This is a genomic window from Mucilaginibacter mali (assembly GCF_013283875.1).
GTDB lineage: Bacteria > Bacteroidota > Bacteroidia > Sphingobacteriales > Sphingobacteriaceae > Mucilaginibacter > Mucilaginibacter mali.
The window spans coordinates 1,140,789-1,157,618 of record NZ_CP054139.1; the positions used below are offsets into that span (position 1 = coordinate 1,140,789).

Below are 16,830 nucleotides of genomic sequence, written 5' to 3' on the forward strand. Positions count from 1 at the left end.
GGCAATCTCGTAGTAAGTTTACACGCGACGAGATTGCCACGTCGCCCTTTTACGCATCCAATCCTTTCCGCTCCACAGCAATGACATACTGGTGAACACCGCGTTAGGGATAAGAGCGGATACCGGCCCGTGGCTAAGGCCCTGTGCAGTATGAGCGGATAGCCCGGGCCGCAGGCAACGCCCGGATAAATCACAAATGCCTGTAAATAAGTTAGTTGAGTGTATGGGTGCAATGTAACATAGTTTACGCTGGTTTTTAAGTTAAGTAGTTGATAATTAAATAATTAACTTAAAAAAATTAGTAAATTATGTTACATTGTGTTAACTTTTTTATAACCGGCAACATTTACTTCGCATAACGAATAGGTGATAATGACCGGAGCAATACCCAAAACTATTCAGCAAATACAGCACAACCATCAGCGCAAACCGCACGTATTGTATATGTTACACAAAGCAGGAGTTTATTAATGCTTTTTAATGACAATCGGTATAGTGGATTATAGGTTGAAAATTTTAACTTTGCGGGCTCAATAACAATCATGAGCGATTCGATCAAGCATGAATGCGGTGTGGCTTTTATCCGTCTGCTAAAGCCACTATCATACTACCAGAAAAAGTACGGCACAGCGCTGTACGGCATTAACAAACTGTACCTTTTAATGGAAAAACAGCATAACCGTGGCCAGGATGGCGCCGGTGTTGCCACCATTAAACTGGACATTGAACCGGGCAAGCGCTACATCAGCCGCCACCGGAGCATGGCCCCAAGCGCGGTAGCCGACATTTTTGAGTACATCCAAAAGAAATTTGCCGACATACAAAAGGAGTCGCCTGAAAAAATGCAGGATGCCGAATGGCTGAAGGAAAACGTAAGCTTCACCGGCGAGGTTTTACTGGGCCACCTGCGTTACGGTACCCATGGCAAAAACTCGATAGAAAGCTGCCACCCTTTCCTGCGCCAAAACAACTGGCAAACCCGTAACCTGGTAATTGCCGGTAACTTCAACATGACCAATGTTGATGAGCTGTTGCAACAACTATACGACCTGGGCCAACATCCGAAAGAGAAAGCGGATACCGTTACCGTGCTGGAAAAAATAGGCCACTTTTTAGATACCGAAAACCAAGGCTTGTTCGACCAGTACAAGCGCGAGGGCATGGACGATAATAAGGAGATCAGCAAAATGATCGCTAACGATCTGGACGTGGCCAAGATACTGAAGAAATCGGCCAAGAGCTGGGATGGTGGTTATACCATAGCTGGCATACTGGGCCATGGAGACGCCTTTGTAATGCGCGATCCGGTTGGTATACGCCCTGCTTATTACTATTATAACGATGAAATTGTAGTGGCTGCTTCTGAGCGCCCTGCCATACAAACGGCCTTTAATGTAGCTTTCGAGGATATCCGCGAGATAAAACCGGGCCATGCCCTGGTTGTGAAAAAGAACGGCCGTATAACCGAAGACCAGTTTAGTGAACCAAAGGAAAAGAAATCGTGCTCGTTCGAACGTATCTATTTCTCGCGCGGCAGCGACGCCGCCATTTACCGCGAACGTAAACAACTGGGCCGTTTGTTATGCCCGCAAATACTGGAAGCGGTAGACCATGACGTTAAGAACACGGTGTTCTCGTTTATCCCCAATACAGCCGAGGTTGCTTACTACGGCATGGCCGAAGGGGTGCATAAATATATTAAGCAGTATCAACGTGATGCCCTGCTAAACCGCGAGGATAAAATAAGCGACGAAGAACTGACCGAAGTGTTGGCCATTGCGCCCCGCTTAGAGAAATTGGCCATAAAGGACGTGAAGCTGCGCACGTTTATTACCAACGATGCCGACCGCGGCGAAATGGTGGCCCACGTATACGACACCACCTACGGTGTTATAAAAAATGGCACGGATACGCTGGTGGCTTTGGACGATTCGATTGTGCGTGGTACTACACTAAAGCAAAGCATCCTGAAGATACTGGACAGGCTTGGCCCTAAAAAGATCGTGATCGTATCATCGGCGCCGCAGATCCGTTACCCGGATTGCTACGGCATCGACATGAGCCGTATGGGCGAGTTTGTAGCTTTTGAAGCAGCCGTAAGTTTGCTAAGGGAAAACGGCATGGAAGCTGTGCTGGCCGACGTATACCAGAAATGTAAAGACAGCCTGCTGCTGCCCAAAGAACAGGTGCAGAACTACGTAAAAGCTATCTACGAGCCATTTACCGACCAGGAAATATCCGACCGTATTGCGCAGATCATTACACCTAAAGGCACTAATGCCGAAGTTAAAGTGATTTACCAAACCCTTGAAAACCTGCACACCGCTTGCCCCGATCATTTAGGCGACTGGTACTTCAGCGGCGATTATCCAACCCCGGGCGGCAACAAAATTGTGAACCGCGCTTTTGTAAACTGGATGGAAGGTAAGAATCAAAGGGCGTATATGTAGGCCCTGGCCCCTAAAGGGGGAGTAAAATATATTAACGAAGAAAGGCGCTCTCAAGCGCCTTTCTTCGTTAAATAAGTTTCGTCATCCTGAGCGATAGCGAAGGATCCCAAACAGGAAGGTCGGCTAAGCATTTCCGCTCTGCCAACCGGGGATCCTTCGCTATCGCTCAGGATGACGTTGGGTTAGGTGGTTAGGCCACCACTCGCGCCAGCACCTCATCAATAATCCCAAACTCCTGCGCCTCAGGTGCCGTCATCCAGTTATCCCGGTCGGATGCCTGGTGCACTTCTTCGTAGCTGCGGCCGCTGTGTTCGGATACGATGGTGTATAGTTCCTTCTGGATCTTTAGTATCTGCCTGGCAGTAATTTCTATATCCGATGCAGGTCCCTGCGCGCCGCCTGATGGTTGGTGCAGCATAATGCGCGAATGCTTCAAGGCCGAGCGCTTGCCTGCCGCACCGCCGCACAATAGGTTGGCCGCCATAGAGGCCGCCATGCCTGTGCAGATGGTGGCTACATCGTTACTGATGAGTTGCATGGTATCATAGATCCCAAACCCGGCATATACCGAGCCGCCCGGCGAGTTAATGTACATCTGGATATCTTTTTTGCTGTCGGTAGACTGCAGGAACAGCAATTGCGCCTGAATCACGTTGGCCATATGGTCTTCTACCGCGGTACCCAAAAAGATGATGCGATCTACCATCAACCGCGAGAAGACATCCATTTGGGCAACGTTCAATGGGCGCTCTTCGGTAATGTAGGGCGTCATCGACATGCGTGGCGTGCCCGTTTCCACACCGGCAATGTAGCGGTCGACCGCGAATTTTTGGACATGGCAATGCCCCACCGCATATTTGCGGAATTCATTTTTATCGATATTCATAAAATTTATGGTTTTGTATGTTAGTTCCCTCCCCTGGGAGGGGTGCGTAGGGCTGTGTTGTGGCAGGGAGGGCTTAAACCGACCAGACCTTATATCACTTAAATAATCCCAATATCTTTTCCCTGAAACTTTGGTATCGCGATAGCGTAAACAACTGTTGGTGCACCGCGTCTAACTCGGCTTTTAACCTACGACGGCCATATTGGCTAATCACCGCGTAAGTTTCCTTTTGCAGGCTAACCTCCCCCGCCAGATCCACATCTACAATGGTGCGGGCTTCAAAAACCAGGCGGTCGGCTATATCGCCTTCGCGTATCAGGTACTGCTCTATCTCCTGTAGTTTATTCAACGAAGTCCTCATACGTCAGCGATTTACTTTTAACTGTTTCCCTTACTTTTTCCAAACACTTAAACTTCTGCACCGTGGCCGAACGCTCGCCCGAAAAGCCGAATGCGCGGGCGATATCAGTCATCGGCAGCTTGTCGTAATAAAAACTCTTCAGCAGGTCCATGCATTTTTGCCCGGTTGCTTCCAGGTAGTGCAGTATTTTGTTGCTGATAGGCTGCTGCTCATCATGCGCAGGCAAATCAGTCGGTCCGGCTTCATCAAGCGGGATATAGCGGCTATGTTCCCGGTAGCTTTTCAACCATAGGTGTTTGGCTATGCCTATTAAATAAGCTTTGTTATTCCGTGTTGCATCCACGGCTTCAACGTGCCGTTCGTACCAGATCATCACCGCGTCGTGAAAAACGTCCCTGGCCTCATCAACCGAACCACCCCTATGGCTTACATACCTTGCCACAATGGGGAAAGCCGACAGGTACAAATTTGTAAAAAGCTGCTGATTGCTGTGTGCTAAAATATCATCTGCTGCCATAAGCCTGTGCATTTAATACTAAGTGCGTTAAATTAACAAAGTATCACCGGGAAAGTGAAAATATTTTTTGAGGTAGATGAAAGGTTAAAGGCGAAAGGTTTTGTGTTTAGTAGAAGTAATTTGAAAAGCAATACCTGTACTGCTATTAATGTTTGTTCCTGCTCTCCGTTATAACTCCGCGCTTGCCACCGGCACAAGCTAACGCACGCTTGCGGGGTTTCCACTGCGATCAGGTTTATCTTGAACGGTTGTGCAGGTAGTGTTTGTAACGACACAAACATCGGGACCGATCAACTAATCTCTAATCACTGATCACTGCCGCAGGCTTACGACATCGGCGAGAACACAAAGTGCGTCACCAGCTTATCAACCAAAATCAACGAAGCAATAATAAGTGCAATACCAGCCACCTCGTTAAGGCGGTGCACCAGTTTCTCGGATATGCGCTCGCGCAGTTTATTGGCATAAAAGGCTTTGGTGCAATCCATGCCGAACTGCACGATGAGCACTGTAAGGAACATGGTGGCCAGTTTCAATCCGCGGTTTGGGATACCCTGATGATAAATAGTACTGGCGGTACCAATAACGGTTATCCAGTGGAAAAGTATAGTTGGGTTAAAAATACACATCAAGAAACCCTTCAGGAAAAAACCCGCTTTGCGGATACGTTTGGGAGTGGTGGTTTTGAAGTTTACATCGGCTTTTTTAAAGATATAGTGCAGGCCGATGCCAAACAAAATAACGCTGCCTACTATACCCGCATATATTTTGGTTTTGGGATCTACATCAAAAAACTGGGAGCCGAAAAGGATAGCGCCAACAAAAACCACATCGCTGGTTACAACGCCCAAAGCCAGGGCCATACCGGCGTGGAAGCCTTTTTGGATACTGGTTTTAATTAACGCGAAGAAAACCGGGCCTGTTAAAAACGTCAGCACTAATCCGATCCCGATACCCGATATTATAGCTTCTATCATTTACTAACAGGCTTGTTGATAGTTTAAAGTATGCGAATATGCATTTTATATGTTAAACAAAGAAAATCCCCGTTCGATTTTAATTTATAAAAATATCCATGAATAATAAAAAATTAGCTTATGTTAGTGTCCTTTAAACACCAATTTTAAAAAATTACCTTATGGCGCAAAGTAACAGCAAGAACTATGGTTCGGCATTGCTGACGTTGATCACTGTATTCTTTTTTTGGGGCTTCGTAGCCGCAAGTAACGACATTTTAATCCCTGTATTTAAGGAGAAGCTAAACCTGGAGCAATGGCAATCGCAAATGATATCGTTCGCGTTTTACTTTGCTTATACCGTAGGTTCGCTTATTTACTTCTTTATTTCAAAAGCACGCGGGGGCGATATTCTTAACCACTTTGGTTATAAAAATGGTATCGCGGCGGGTTTGGTGCTTTCGGCACTGGGGACCTTGTTGTTTTACCCTGCGGCAGAAAGCGCTTCGTTTTACATTATGATCACCGGCTTGTTTATTGTAGGTTTGGGCTTCTCGTTACAGCAAATTGCGGCCAACGCCTTAGCGGTTGCCATGGGCGATCCTAAAACCGGCGCGCAACGTTTAAGCCTGGCCGGCGGTATCAATAACTTTGGTACAACCATTGGGCCGCTGTTGGTTAGCTGGGCCATTTTTGGTTCGGTGGCAGCCGGTTCAGATCATGTTGCCGATATCAGCGCGGTGAAATTCCCTTATTTAATACTGGGCGCGGCTTTTATATTGGTGGCCATCATCTTCAAGTTTTCATCGGTACCCAATAAAATTGAAAACATTACCGAAGAAGTGGTAAGCAGCCCAACAGATGTAGCCCCACCGCTTCAGGGCGACCGTAAAAGCGCCATCAATTACCTGCAATTATCGCTGGGTATGATCGCCATATTTGTTTACGTAGGGGTGGAAGTTTCAACAGCCAGTAACCTGCCGGCTTATATGAAAGAAAAGCTGAATGTACCTACGGCCAACATCGCGCCTTTTATCTCGTTATACTGGGCCAGTTTAATGATCGGTCGTTGGACTGCATCTATCGGCGCCTTCGACCTGTCGGGCGGTGCTAAAAAGATCCTGCGTTTTATCATGCCATACATTGCCTTCGCGGTATTTTTAGCGGTAAACAAAATAGCCCAGCACGATATTACACCATTTTATATTTACGCCGCAGTGGTAGTGGTACTAATTATTGCCGACTTGCTGAGCCGTGGTAATCCGGCCCGCCAGTTGCTCATCTTCTCAGGATGTGCAATAGCAGCACTATTTATCGGCATGTTCACTACCGGTATGGTAAGCGTATTTGCCTTTGTTAGTGTAGGGCTGTTCTGCTCTACACTGTGGCCATGTATTTATACCTTAGCCGTAACCGGTTTGGGCCGCCATACCAACGAGGGTTCCAGCTTCCTGATCATGATGATCATGGGTGGTGGCTTTATCAGCTTGCTGCAAGGTTACCTGGCCGACCATTTCCTGGGTATACAATTCTCGTACCTGGTAGGTGTTGCCTGCTTTGTTTACCTGGCATTTTACGCTATCAGGGCTAAAAAAGAACTTAAAACACAAGGTATTGACTTTGATACTGTTGAAGTATCGGGCGGGCACTAATATTTAGAGATTAGTTGATTAGAGGTTAGAGATTAGTATCTTCATGCTAATTTTTAACCTCTAATTATTTATACTGATCTCTAATCAACAAATCTCTGATGAATAAACCCTCATTCGGACATATATTTATGAACCTTGCGGCTGATCTGGCCAAGCGGTCGCATTGCGTAAAGGCGCAGGTGGGCGCGGTGCTGGCTAAGGATACGCGCATTATTTCTATCGGGTATAATGGCCCGCCATCCGGAACACATAATTGCGACGAGGAATGGCCGGAGACCGGTTGCGCGCGCGACTCGAAGGGGAGTTGTTCGCTTGCACTACATGCCGAGGAAAATGCCATATTATATGCCGTGAAAAACGGCACCCGTTTGGATGGGGCTACTTTGTACACTACGCTATCGCCTTGTTTGGCTTGTGCCCGGTTGATCTATTCGGCAGGGGTGAAGCAGGTATACTACCGTTACTCGTATGCTGAGTATAAGGGTTTAGCCAGCGATGAGGGTGTGGATTTTCTGAATCGTTTTGGTGTAGCCACCGAGAAGTTTGTAGAGTAGGTGCACAATCGTTCAATATAAACCCGGGCGCAGTGGAAAACCCGCAGCCGTGGTGGGGTGGTACGCTGGACGGCGAGGATTTGTAACGGAGCACGGGAGCAAACATTAATAGGAGCACTATCCCTGCTTTTCAAATTTTAAACAATAACGTATCCCTATAACAAAAACGCCCCGGTAAATTACCGGGGCGTTTTTGTTTAAACCTTGCTGGCTTACGCTTTCACATACTCAAAGCGGTTGTTGGTATTGCTGCGTTCGCGTTTTAGCTTATGCTCGTTAGCTAATTTTAAAAGGATACCCGATAGTTCGGATGTTTTAAAATCAGAATCGTAATTGGTTTTGCAGTAATCGGCAATAGACGATATGGAACGGTGGGTCTCAAAAAAGTCGGTACCGGTTAATAACTGGTTTAGTACTTTGGTAGCCCCGGGCTTTTTGCGGCCGGCTCCATGCTCGTAATTAGATTCGTTGCTTTTTTGCTTAGGTCCTTTTTTGTGTAGCGCATCATTTGTATCGGCATCCGATCTTTCCGCGTCAATCATCACCTCCAACAGCTTGTCAATCACCTTCACCTGTACGGCTTCAGATTTAAACAAGTTCACCACTTCGGAAATCTCAATTAATTGTTTCTTTAATTTTTCAGTTTGTTTGCTCATAATAGTGTGTAGCTCCCCTAATTAAACAGAATAGAATAGTAGTAGATAGTACATCAATAGCACAATAAATTAGGGAGTGCGATAAAAAATAGTATAGTGTATATGCGCGTATATCCGAGAAACGCACATAGCGGCAATTATAGTATCTTCCACGCAAAAAATAGTATTATATACTATAAAATATGAGGCTTGTAGCAATATTATTACACTGCTTTTACATTATAAGTGGCTTATTATTTTTTCCATAACCTGCAGGCCCTCATCAATGTGTTTTTGCTCCATTATAAGCGCCGGCCTAAAGCGGATGGTTTTATCGGCGCATCCCAAAAACATTACGTTATGCTCCATGCCTTTTTGTATAAATAAGTCGCGTTTCTCCTTATCGGGGAAGTCGAAAGCAGTGAGTAAACCCCGTCCGCGTACATTGCTGATAACCTCGTATTTTTCAGACAGTTTTGTTAATTGCTGTTGCAGATAAGCGCCCATATTGGCGGCATTATCGCAGAGTTTATCCTCTTCGATGATCTCCATAATTTTGGATGAGCGTACCATATCTGTAAGGTTACCGCCCCAGGTTGAGTTAATGCGCGACGGCACCCGGAATACGTTTCCCTCTACCTCGTCAACCCGTTTGCCGGCCAAAATGCCGCATACCTGCATCTTTTTACCAAAGGCAATGATATCAGGCTGAGCATCCGCACCGAAATGCTCATGACACCAGAATTTACCGGTAAGGCCTACGCCGGTCTGGATCTCATCGTAAATTAACAGCGCTTCATGTTCATCGGCCAGTTGGCGTAGTTGACGCATAAACGCTACACGCAGGTGGTTGTCGCCGCCTTCGGATTGGATAGGTTCGATAATAATGGCACAGATCTCATCAGGGTTGTCCTTAAAAGCTTGTTTAATTTGCGCTATCGATGCAGCCTCAAGTTGCTGTACATCCTGCTGATTTTCTTCGGTTTGGGGGAACTGCATCATTGGCGTACTTACCCGCGGCCAGTTGAATTTGGCAAACCACTTAGTTTTATTGGGAATGGTATTGGTTAAACTTAAGGTATAACCCGTGCGACCATGAAACGCGTGTTCAAAATGCAAAACCTGGAAACCCTTCTCCACTTTATGTCCTTTAGCAAAGTTTTTCTGCACCTTCCAATCCATGGCAGTTTTCAGGGCGTTTTCGATAGCCAATCCACCGCCGGCTATAAAAAAGGCATGGGGCAGGTAGGATGGTATACCCACTCTATCGAAAGTATCCATAAACTGTGCGTACTGCTGCGTATAAATATCCGAGTTGGATGGGTTGGTCAGCGCGGCCAGCATCAGGTTGCGGGTAAAGGCATCGTCGCCCAGCATTTTGGGGTGATTGTAGCCCAACGGCACCGAGGCAAAGCAGGTAAAAAAGTCTAACAGGCGGCGGTTATACTTCGAGTCGTAAATGTAAACGCCTTCGCTTTTTTCCATGTCGAAAGTAAGGTCGAAGCCATCGGCCAGGATGTGCTTACCCAAGGTTGTGCCAACGTGCTCGGGACTGATATTCAGGTTATACATAGGTAAATTGGTTTGCTCAAATTTACCTAAAAACCCTCAAACAAGCTAATTTAAGCGGTTTTTGAACCGATGTGGTAAAAAATAGGTTTAAACAATTTAAAGTTGGTTTTTGTACCGGATAGGGTTTTAGTATAGGGGACAAATATGCAGATGTGCAAATGTGGAGATGTGCAAATGCCCGTAAATTTCTAATTTGCATATCTGCACATCCGCATATTTGCACATTTAAAATTTCTCTTTCATTCCCAGCAAACCCCAGATGCCGCCACTGTGGATGACCAGTATCTCATCGCCGGGATTGAAATAATTGTTACGGGCCATGTCGAATATCGCGTACAGCATTTTGCCGGTGTACACGGGTTCGATCAGGATGCCGGTTGACGCGATAAACGCTTTAATGAAATCGATGAGTTGCGGTGTGGTCTTGCCGTATCCGCCAAAATGGTAATCGGTGTGCAAGTGATACGAATCCGTTCTTTCGGAAAGGGAAGGGTGAGGTATTAAATATTTAGCAATTTCATCACGCATAAAATCGCCACCCTTAAAAACAGGGATGCCGTGAAATTTGGTCGGCAGTTGATGTGCTGCAATGCCATTAATAATACCGGCTGCTGTGGTACCCGTTCCGCAGGCGCAAAAAAGGTGGGTGTAGGTTTGGGGTAACTCGGTAACCAGTTCGCTGCAACCTTTAGCCCCTTCGGCTGATGCGCCACCCTCATCTATAAAAAAGGCGTCGGCATCATTGCCAAAATATTTTTGAAACAATGCAGGTTTATCGCGATAACTGTCTCTGTCGATAAATAACAACCGCATGCCATGCAGGCGGCACATAAACAGGGTGTCGTTGTTAACTTCTTCGCCGCGTACAATGCCAGTTGATTGGAAGCCGAACTTTGCCGCCGCCGCTGCCGTAGCTAATAGATGATTGGAATAAGCGCCGCCGAAAGTTACCAGGTGGGTTTTACTTTCAGATTGTGCCTTTGCGAGGATATATTTTAGCTTGCGCCATTTATTGCCCGATATAAGGGGATGGATCAGGTCGTCGCGCTTGATAAAAAGCTTCAGCCCCTTTTCATCAAGCAGCGGATGCTTTATTTGATGAACGGGGCTGAAGATCTCTAATTCTATTTTTTGCATTGAGTTTTAGAAGCCGAAGCCAATACCGGCATTTGCCGATATATACTGGCCTGTGCTTGCGGATGCATAGATACGCAAAATTGCTAAATTAAGCTGGAAACCAAGGTCGGCGCGCATGCCGCTTACACTGGTTTCGTTAATGTGTACAGGGTCGGTTACGGTAATATATTGATTTGGCGCCAACGGATTTGTTGATGCAATTGGATAATTACCCAAAACGCCCAAATCGGTGCTGGCGGTTTGATAAGCTACCGCGAGGAAAGGAGTAAAGAATAACAACTTTTTAGAAATAATAGCCTGTACATTTACCCCACCGAAATGCGCCTCGATACGTTGGTTGCTAAAATCGCTTGATTGGCCGGCGGCAGGCTGGCTTCCTGCATCGGGTTTAACGTTGAGTGTTTTAGTATAGTTAATACGGTTGTAATTTACAGCAAGAGCCAAATCAAATGGTTTGGGAACTTTTTTAGCAAAATCTTGTATTACATCGTGTTTAATACCAAAACCAATCATACCAACCGAACCGGCATCATCGCCAAGATTGATTTTAGGAACGGTGCGGATAGTAAGATCGGTATGATGAACTAAACCAATGGTAAGTTGAATATTTGGGGCAGGAACATAGTTAAAAACACCTTTAGGTAAGGTAAAACTGCTAACAACTGTAGTCCCGTTATCGCTCATGATATTCATCTTTGGGCCTTCAACATCATTGTTATTCCCAAAGGTAGGAGCAATAGTTTTATTGGGGTCGGCGGGTTTCAGATTGTTCGACAAACCGATCTTGGTTACATCAAATGTCTGGTCGCCGGTAGGCACCTGGGCTACAGCTGCTGAAATACGCAGATCGAAATGCAATAATTTTTTAGTCGCGGCGGTATTGTTCCAACCACTGTTTAGGCCGGTGCCAAAACCTTTAAACATGGGTTCGGCATAAGCTTGTAATAATTTGGTTGCATCGCCAGGACTTGATTTAATTAGCTGACTGAAGCCGTCGTCGTTTGAGGACGAACTGCTTTGGGCATAGCTTTTTAATGCCGGTATAACTAATACGCCGGCAATAATTAGTGAGTAAAGTTTTTTCATAAAGGGCTGAGGTTTATTTATTCAACAATAATGAGGTATTTAATATTAAAAAACAAGTATTTTTGCATCCCATGATAAATAATACTGACCTGCAAGATATTGAGGAACAGGACTTTTACGAGCATTTAAGGGTAGTTGTAGATAAAGGCCAGTCTTTATTACGCATTGATAAGTTTTTGATGCATCGCATCGAGAATGCCTCGCGTAACCGCATACAAAACGCTATCGACCAGGGTAATGTACTGGTAAATGATAAGCCCGTTAAGGCCAGTTACAAGGTAAAACCACTGGATGTGATATCGGTAGTGTTACCACACCCACCACGTGATACTGAGGTATATCCCGAAAATATCCCAATTGATATTGTTTATGAGGACGATGATGTACTGATCGTGAATAAAGTTGCCGGTATGGTGGTGCATCCTGGTTATAATAATTATACCGGTACGCTGGTGAACGCGCTGGTATATCATTTTCAGCAATTACCCACCTTGCCAGGTAATGATGGCCGTCCCGGTTTGGTGCACCGTATTGATAAGGATACCTCGGGCTTGCTGTTGATCAGTAAGAACGAGCGGTCTATGACCTACCTGGCCCGTCAATTTTTTGAGCATACGATCAACCGTAAATATATCGCCCTGGTATGGGGCGACCTGGCCGAAGATGGCACCGTAACCGGCTACATTGGCCGCAGCGTGGCCGACAGGCGGGTAATGTCTATTTACGATACCGAGGAAAAAGGCAAATGGTCGGTAACGCATTATAAGGTGCTGGAGCGATTTGGTTACGTAACCCTTATCGAATGTAAGCTGGAAACCGGTCGTACGCACCAGATCCGCGCGCATATGAAGCATATCGGGCATCCGCTGTTTAGCGATGCTACCTACGGCGGCGATAAAATACTTAAGGGCACCGTGTTTAATAAATACAAGCAATTTGTAGATAATTGTTTCGAGATAATGCCGCGCCAGGCGCTTCATGCGCAAAGTTTGGGCTTCAGGCACCCATCAAAAAAACAGGATATTTATTTTGAAGCCCCTTTACCACAGGACTTTGACTCGGTTTTAAAAAAATGGCGCGGATATGCCACAACAATGGCAGACCAAAATAGTTAAATAGTAGTTTTGGAGAAATTTAATGAAGCCCGCATTTATCAACTTTAACGACGAGATCTTACCTGCCGATACCAAAGTAATGGGTATAGCCAACCGCTCATACCGTTACGGGGATGGCTTGTTTGAAAGCATGCGCCTGATGAAGGGCCAGCTAAAATTTGCCGATCTGCACGCCGACCGCTTGCAACGTGGCATGAAGGCCCTGAAGATGGACGGCTATTCGGCCATGGACGCGTGGTTTTTGAGAGATCGTTCCGAAACTTTAGCTACACGTAATAAATGTAAGCACGGGCGTTTGCGCCTTACAGTCTACCGGGAATCGGACGGTTTATATACACCATCGCAAAACAAGGTCGGCTTCTCGCTCGAACTACAGCCAATGGAAGAGCCCCGCTACTTCCTGAACGAGAAGGGCCTGATCATGGATGTATTTACCGAAGTAGGCAAGCCGTTGAATTATTTGTCGAACATAAAATCGTGCAATTCGTTGGTTTACGTGATGGCGGGGATCTACAAAAATCAGCAACGGCTGGAGGATGTGTTTATCCTGAACCAAAATAAGTTTCTGTGCGAGGCCGGCAGCTCCAATGTTTTTGTGCTATATAAAGATCATTTATACACCCCGGCCCTAAGCGAGGGTTGTGTGGAAGGTGTGATGCGGCAGGTAGTCATCAACCTGGCCCTAAAGAATAATATCCCGGTTACCGAAGCACAGATCAACCCCGAAATTTTATACGAAGCTGATGAGGTATTCCTGACCAATGCTACCAAAGGTATACAATGGGTGATGGGATACGGTGTTAAGCGCTACTTTAACCAGGTGAGCAAGGCCCTGATGGATGAACTGAATAACCTATAACTGCATTACATGCTAAACAATCTTCATCCCGCCGATGGTGGCATGCCTTATACCGAAACCAACCTGCACCACCTGTTTCCCGAACCATGGAATATGGTTACCTCGGCACTTTTCCTGCTGCCGGGAATTTACTGGTTAATTAAATTAAGGGGTTTCGATCGTAATTATACTTTTCTAAGTTCGGCGGTTTGGCTGATGCTGGTGGGATGTATCGGCGGCATTGTATATCACGGTCTGCGGCGCTGGTCTTTTTTATATTAATGGATTGGGGGCCGATAGCTTTTTTGTGTTTAGCTGCGAGTGTTTATTTTTGGATGAAGCTGACAGATAAATGGTATTCCGGCATCATCGCGCTCGGTACATTTATAGCAGCAGTAGTGTTATTGCACCCGGTTTTACAAACCCGTTACGCGCAGGTTGCTATCAGTATTAACTATGCTATTATGGTTTTAATGGTGGTATTGCCCCTGGTATTGTTATTGGTAAAAACCAAAGCTGATAACTGGAACCTGGTGGCGTTAGCTTTCCTGGCATTTGCGATAGCTTTGTTTTTCCGTATTTATGATGCCCATACGCAACTTGCTATGGGGACGCATTTCCTGTGGCATAGCTTTGGTGCAGCGGCTACTGCTTTAATGTTTGCTTATTTGTATAGGTTAGAAAACTATCGGCTTCAATAAGTATCATCTGCGTATGCGCACATCTGCATATTTGCACATCGGCCTATAAGCCCGCCCCACGCAAAAATGCTTCCACATCCATGCGCTTTTTGCCTTCCATCTGCAGGTCGGTTACTTTTACAAAGCCGTTCTGGCAGGCAAATTTAAGATAGGTTTTGCTGTCGGTTAAAAAGCCGCCGGGTTGTATGCCGGGTTCAGTTTCCTCTTTTACGGTGTTGAAGATCTTAAGCGTTTTGCCATTAAGGGTAGTAAAGGCGGCAGGAACCGGGCTTAGCCCGCGGATCAGGTTATATACCTTTTCAACCGGTTGGTTAAAATCGATAAGGCAATCATCCTTAAAGATCTTGGGCGCGTGTTTGCTTTCCACTCCCTCAATGCTATCCTGCGAGATTTCGGTATAACGGCCACTTTCTATGGCTTTTACCGTTTTCACCAGCAAACCCGCGCCTTTGTTCATCAGGCGGTCGTGCAGATCGCCGGCAGTTTCCTGGCCGGTAAGGGTTACCTTTTCGGTAAACAGGATGTTGCCGGTATCAATATCGTGCTTCAGGAAAAAGGTGGTTACGCCACTTTCTTTTTCACCATTAATTATGGCCCAGTTGATAGGGGCAGCGCCACGGTATTGTGGCAGCAGGGAAGCATGCAGGTTGATGGTCCCTTTTTCGGGCATATTCCAAACCACTTCGGGCAGCATGCGGAAGGCAACTACTACCTGCAGATCGGCATTCAGGGCTTTTAGTTCTTCTAAAAAAGTGGGATCTTTTAATTTTTCGGGTTGTAATACTTTAATATTATGGGCAACCGCATATTGCTTCACGGCCGATTCGCTTAATTTTTTACCCCTGCCGGCTGGCTTATCGGGCGCGGTTACCACGCCAACAATATTTGCCCCCGATGCTATCAATTCTTCAAGCGATGCCACCGCAAATTCGGGTGTGCCCATAAATACTATCCTCATATACGCTACAATACTAAGTATTACAATTATCTAAACTCTCCTGAACTTCCCTGAAAAGCAATTTGCTTTTAAAGCCCTCTCCTTTGGAGAGGGTTTGGGTGAGGCTTTTACTTATAAAGCAAGTACTTTTGCCGCATTAATTTATACCTGCTTAAGGCCGGTTCCCAGCTTAAGCGGATCTCTTGCTCTGTTTTGCCGGCTTCTATTTGTTTCCGCATTTCTTCCGAACCTGTAAGCTTGGTGAAATAAGCAGTAAAGAATTTCGATTTATCCGGGAATACTTTATATAGATCTATAATCCACGACAGGTTTAACTTACCTGTTTTCCAGAATATATCGGTATTATATTTTCGCAGATCTATGCCATAACAGGTTACATCTTTTTGCGGCGGGTTATCGCTCACGCCCGGAATGCTGTGTGGCGTAAAGCTGAATTTGTATTTATCCTTTAATAAAGGACTACCGGCAACCTGGAATGGAAATTCGGTACCCCGGCCAAGGCTAAGCGAGGTGCCTTCGAACAGGCAAATGCTGGGATACAGCAGTACCGATTGATAAGTGCTTAAATTGGGCGATGGATTAATGGGCGGCTGATACTTCATATTATGTGTATAGTTGGCCACTTTTACCACCTTTATTTTGCACTTGATATGTCCTTTTAGCCAACCTTCACCGTTTATCATCTGCGCGTATTCGCCCAGGGTCATGCCATGGCTGATAGGGATAGGGTGCATGCCTACGCTTGAGCGGAATGCAGTATCCAGTATCGGGCCATCAACCAAATAGCCGTTAGGGTTGGGGCGGTCAAGTATCATCAGCTCCAAATTATTTTCGGCACAAGCTTCCATTACATAGTGCAGAGTGGTGATATAGGTATAAAAACGCGCGCCTACATCCTGCATATCAAATATCAGCAGGTCCAAACCTTTCAAATCGTCGGGACGGGGTTTGTGATTGCGGCTGCCATATAATGATATGGCCGGGATGCCGGTTTTTGGATCAACCGTATCTCCTACATTGCCGCCATCGGCAGCATTGCCGCGGAAGCCATGCTCGGGGCCGAAGATCTTTTTAATATCTACACCCAGTTTCACCAGGCTGTCAACGCTAAATGCCAGGTTTTTGCCAATAACCGATGTTTGGTTGATCACCATCCCCACCCGCTTGCCTTGTAAATAGGGAAGGTATGCTTCAATTTGGTCAGCGCCGGTGAGAATACCCGAGTTATCTTTTAGCTTGTTACGTTTGTCCCTGCCCATTGAATGGGAAAACTCTGCAGGGCGTGCTGTTACGGTTGATGGGCTGCCACCTGCTATAACAGGTTGCAGCCCGTTGCCTTGCGGGCGCACCTGCGCTACTACAGTTGCGCCGCAAAATAATATCGCTGTAAAAATCAAGGTGTTTTTATTCAT

17 protein-coding genes are annotated in these 16,830 nt (G+C 46.0%); 7 read left to right on the top strand and 10 right to left on the bottom strand.

Annotation, left to right across the window (positions count from 1 at the left end; all coding sequences use genetic code 11):
• Positions 1-542 precede the first annotated feature (542 nt).
• Positions 543-2,450: an amidophosphoribosyltransferase gene (locus tag HQ865_RS04930; RefSeq protein WP_173413819.1), complete on the top strand. Its 1,908-nt coding sequence runs from the start codon at positions 543-545 to the stop codon at positions 2,448-2,450.
• 190 nt (positions 2,451-2,640) lie between these two features.
• Here the strand turns inward: HQ865_RS04930 and HQ865_RS04935 are convergent, their stop codons facing one another.
• From HQ865_RS04935 to HQ865_RS04950, 4 genes are all read right to left on the bottom strand, one after another.
• Entirely contained in the window at positions 2,641-3,336 is a 696-nt protein-coding gene (locus HQ865_RS04935) for an ATP-dependent Clp protease proteolytic subunit (RefSeq protein WP_173413820.1), read from the bottom strand.
• 94 nt (positions 3,337-3,430) lie between these two features.
• A complete protein-coding gene (locus HQ865_RS04940; RefSeq protein ID WP_173413821.1) occupies positions 3,431-3,697 on the bottom strand; it encodes a hypothetical protein in 267 nt (88 codons plus the stop codon).
• Complete coding sequence (locus HQ865_RS04945) at positions 3,678-4,214, bottom strand: RNA polymerase sigma factor (protein WP_173413822.1); 537 nt, start codon at positions 4,212-4,214, stop codon at positions 3,678-3,680. The genes HQ865_RS04940 and HQ865_RS04945 overlap by 20 nt, the downstream gene beginning before the upstream one ends.
• 326 nt (positions 4,215-4,540) lie before the next feature.
• Positions 4,541-5,191 carry a LysE family translocator gene (locus tag HQ865_RS04950; RefSeq protein WP_173413823.1) on the bottom strand — a complete coding sequence of 217 codons (651 nt, stop codon included), beginning with the start codon at positions 5,189-5,191 and terminating at the stop codon, positions 4,541-4,543.
• 161 nt (positions 5,192-5,352) lie between these two features.
• On the opposite strand from HQ865_RS04950, the gene HQ865_RS04955 reads away from it, so the two are divergent.
• Both HQ865_RS04955 and HQ865_RS04960 read left to right on the top strand, forming a co-directional pair.
• Positions 5,353-6,822 (top strand): MFS transporter, encoded by a 1,470-nt coding sequence (locus tag HQ865_RS04955; protein WP_173413824.1) that lies wholly within the window; start codon positions 5,353-5,355, stop codon positions 6,820-6,822.
• Positions 6,823-6,920: 98 nt separating this feature from the next.
• Complete coding sequence (locus HQ865_RS04960; RefSeq protein WP_173413825.1) at positions 6,921-7,376, top strand: deoxycytidylate deaminase; 456 nt, start codon at positions 6,921-6,923, stop codon at positions 7,374-7,376.
• Between the two features lie 212 nt (positions 7,377-7,588).
• Here HQ865_RS04960 and HQ865_RS04965 read toward each other — a convergent pair whose 3' ends face one another.
• The 4 genes from HQ865_RS04965 to HQ865_RS04980 form a co-directional block, all read right to left on the bottom strand.
• Positions 7,589-8,032 (bottom strand): hypothetical protein, encoded by a 444-nt coding sequence (locus HQ865_RS04965; protein ID WP_173413826.1) that lies wholly within the window; start codon positions 8,030-8,032, stop codon positions 7,589-7,591.
• Between the two features lie 219 nt (positions 8,033-8,251).
• Entirely contained in the window at positions 8,252-9,583 is a 1,332-nt protein-coding gene (gene lat / locus HQ865_RS04970; RefSeq protein ID WP_173413827.1) for an L-lysine 6-transaminase, read from the bottom strand.
• 225 nt (positions 9,584-9,808) lie between these two features.
• Positions 9,809-10,720 carry a 1-aminocyclopropane-1-carboxylate deaminase/D-cysteine desulfhydrase gene (locus HQ865_RS04975; RefSeq protein ID WP_173413828.1) on the bottom strand — a complete coding sequence of 304 codons (912 nt, stop codon included), beginning with the start codon at positions 10,718-10,720 and terminating at the stop codon, positions 9,809-9,811.
• Positions 10,721-10,726: 6 nt separating this feature from the next.
• A complete protein-coding gene (locus HQ865_RS04980) occupies positions 10,727-11,806 on the bottom strand; it encodes a DUF6588 family protein (protein ID WP_173413829.1) in 1,080 nt (359 codons plus the stop codon).
• A gap of 71 nt (positions 11,807-11,877) precedes the next feature.
• On the opposite strand from HQ865_RS04980, the gene HQ865_RS04985 reads away from it, so the two are divergent.
• Genes HQ865_RS04985 through HQ865_RS05000 form a run of 4 tightly spaced genes read left to right on the top strand, consistent with a single transcriptional unit; the run spans position 11,878 to position 14,460 of the window.
• Positions 11,878-12,921: an RluA family pseudouridine synthase gene (locus tag HQ865_RS04985; RefSeq protein WP_173413830.1), complete on the top strand. Its 1,044-nt coding sequence runs from the start codon at positions 11,878-11,880 to the stop codon at positions 12,919-12,921.
• Between the two features lie 22 nt (positions 12,922-12,943).
• Positions 12,944-13,780 carry an aminotransferase class IV gene (locus HQ865_RS04990; protein ID WP_173413831.1) on the top strand — a complete coding sequence of 279 codons (837 nt, stop codon included), beginning with the start codon at positions 12,944-12,946 and terminating at the stop codon, positions 13,778-13,780.
• A gap of 9 nt (positions 13,781-13,789) precedes the next feature.
• Complete coding sequence (locus HQ865_RS04995) at positions 13,790-14,041, top strand: hypothetical protein (RefSeq protein ID WP_173413832.1); 252 nt, start codon at positions 13,790-13,792, stop codon at positions 14,039-14,041.
• Between the two features lie 53 nt (positions 14,042-14,094).
• Positions 14,095-14,460 (top strand): hypothetical protein, encoded by a 366-nt coding sequence (locus tag HQ865_RS05000; protein WP_173413833.1) that lies wholly within the window; start codon positions 14,095-14,097, stop codon positions 14,458-14,460.
• 43 nt (positions 14,461-14,503) lie between these two features.
• On the opposite strand, the gene fmt is transcribed toward HQ865_RS05000, so the two are convergent.
• Together fmt and HQ865_RS05010 are read right to left on the bottom strand one after the other, a co-directional pair.
• Complete coding sequence (gene fmt, locus HQ865_RS05005; protein ID WP_173413834.1) at positions 14,504-15,418, bottom strand: methionyl-tRNA formyltransferase; 915 nt, start codon at positions 15,416-15,418, stop codon at positions 14,504-14,506.
• A gap of 107 nt (positions 15,419-15,525) precedes the next feature.
• Positions 15,526-16,830 (bottom strand): exo-beta-N-acetylmuramidase NamZ family protein, encoded by a 1,305-nt coding sequence (locus tag HQ865_RS05010; protein ID WP_173413835.1) that lies wholly within the window; start codon positions 16,828-16,830, stop codon positions 15,526-15,528.

Coding starts and splice junctions, on each gene's coding strand:
- HQ865_RS04995 (WP_173413832.1), top strand. CDS start 13,790: ATGCTAAACAATCTTCATCCCGCCGATGGTGGCATGCCTTATACCGAA.
- HQ865_RS04940 (WP_173413821.1), bottom strand. CDS start 3,697: ATGAGGACTTCGTTGAATAAACTACAGGAGATAGAGCAGTACCTGATA.
- HQ865_RS04975 (WP_173413828.1), bottom strand. CDS start 10,720: ATGCAAAAAATAGAATTAGAGATCTTCAGCCCCGTTCATCAAATAAAG.
- HQ865_RS04935 (WP_173413820.1), bottom strand. CDS start 3,336: ATGAATATCGATAAAAATGAATTCCGCAAATATGCGGTGGGGCATTGC.
- HQ865_RS04930 (WP_173413819.1), top strand. CDS start 543: ATGAGCGATTCGATCAAGCATGAATGCGGTGTGGCTTTTATCCGTCTG.
- HQ865_RS04950 (WP_173413823.1), bottom strand. CDS start 5,191: ATGATAGAAGCTATAATATCGGGTATCGGGATCGGATTAGTGCTGACG.
- HQ865_RS04945 (WP_173413822.1), bottom strand. CDS start 4,214: ATGGCAGCAGATGATATTTTAGCACACAGCAATCAGCAGCTTTTTACA.
- fmt (WP_173413834.1), bottom strand. CDS start 15,418: ATGAGGATAGTATTTATGGGCACACCCGAATTTGCGGTGGCATCGCTT.
- HQ865_RS04985 (WP_173413830.1), top strand. CDS start 11,878: ATGATAAATAATACTGACCTGCAAGATATTGAGGAACAGGACTTTTAC.
- HQ865_RS04965 (WP_173413826.1), bottom strand. CDS start 8,032: ATGAGCAAACAAACTGAAAAATTAAAGAAACAATTAATTGAGATTTCC.
- lat (WP_173413827.1), bottom strand. CDS start 9,583: ATGTATAACCTGAATATCAGTCCCGAGCACGTTGGCACAACCTTGGGT.
- HQ865_RS04955 (WP_173413824.1), top strand. CDS start 5,353: ATGGCGCAAAGTAACAGCAAGAACTATGGTTCGGCATTGCTGACGTTG.
- HQ865_RS05010 (WP_173413835.1), bottom strand. CDS start 16,830: ATGAATAAAAACACCTTGATTTTTACAGCGATATTATTTTGCGGCGCA.
- HQ865_RS05000 (WP_173413833.1), top strand. CDS start 14,095: ATGAAGCTGACAGATAAATGGTATTCCGGCATCATCGCGCTCGGTACA.
- HQ865_RS04990 (WP_173413831.1), top strand. CDS start 12,944: ATGAAGCCCGCATTTATCAACTTTAACGACGAGATCTTACCTGCCGAT.
- HQ865_RS04980 (WP_173413829.1), bottom strand. CDS start 11,806: ATGAAAAAACTTTACTCACTAATTATTGCCGGCGTATTAGTTATACCG.
- HQ865_RS04960 (WP_173413825.1), top strand. CDS start 6,921: ATGAATAAACCCTCATTCGGACATATATTTATGAACCTTGCGGCTGAT.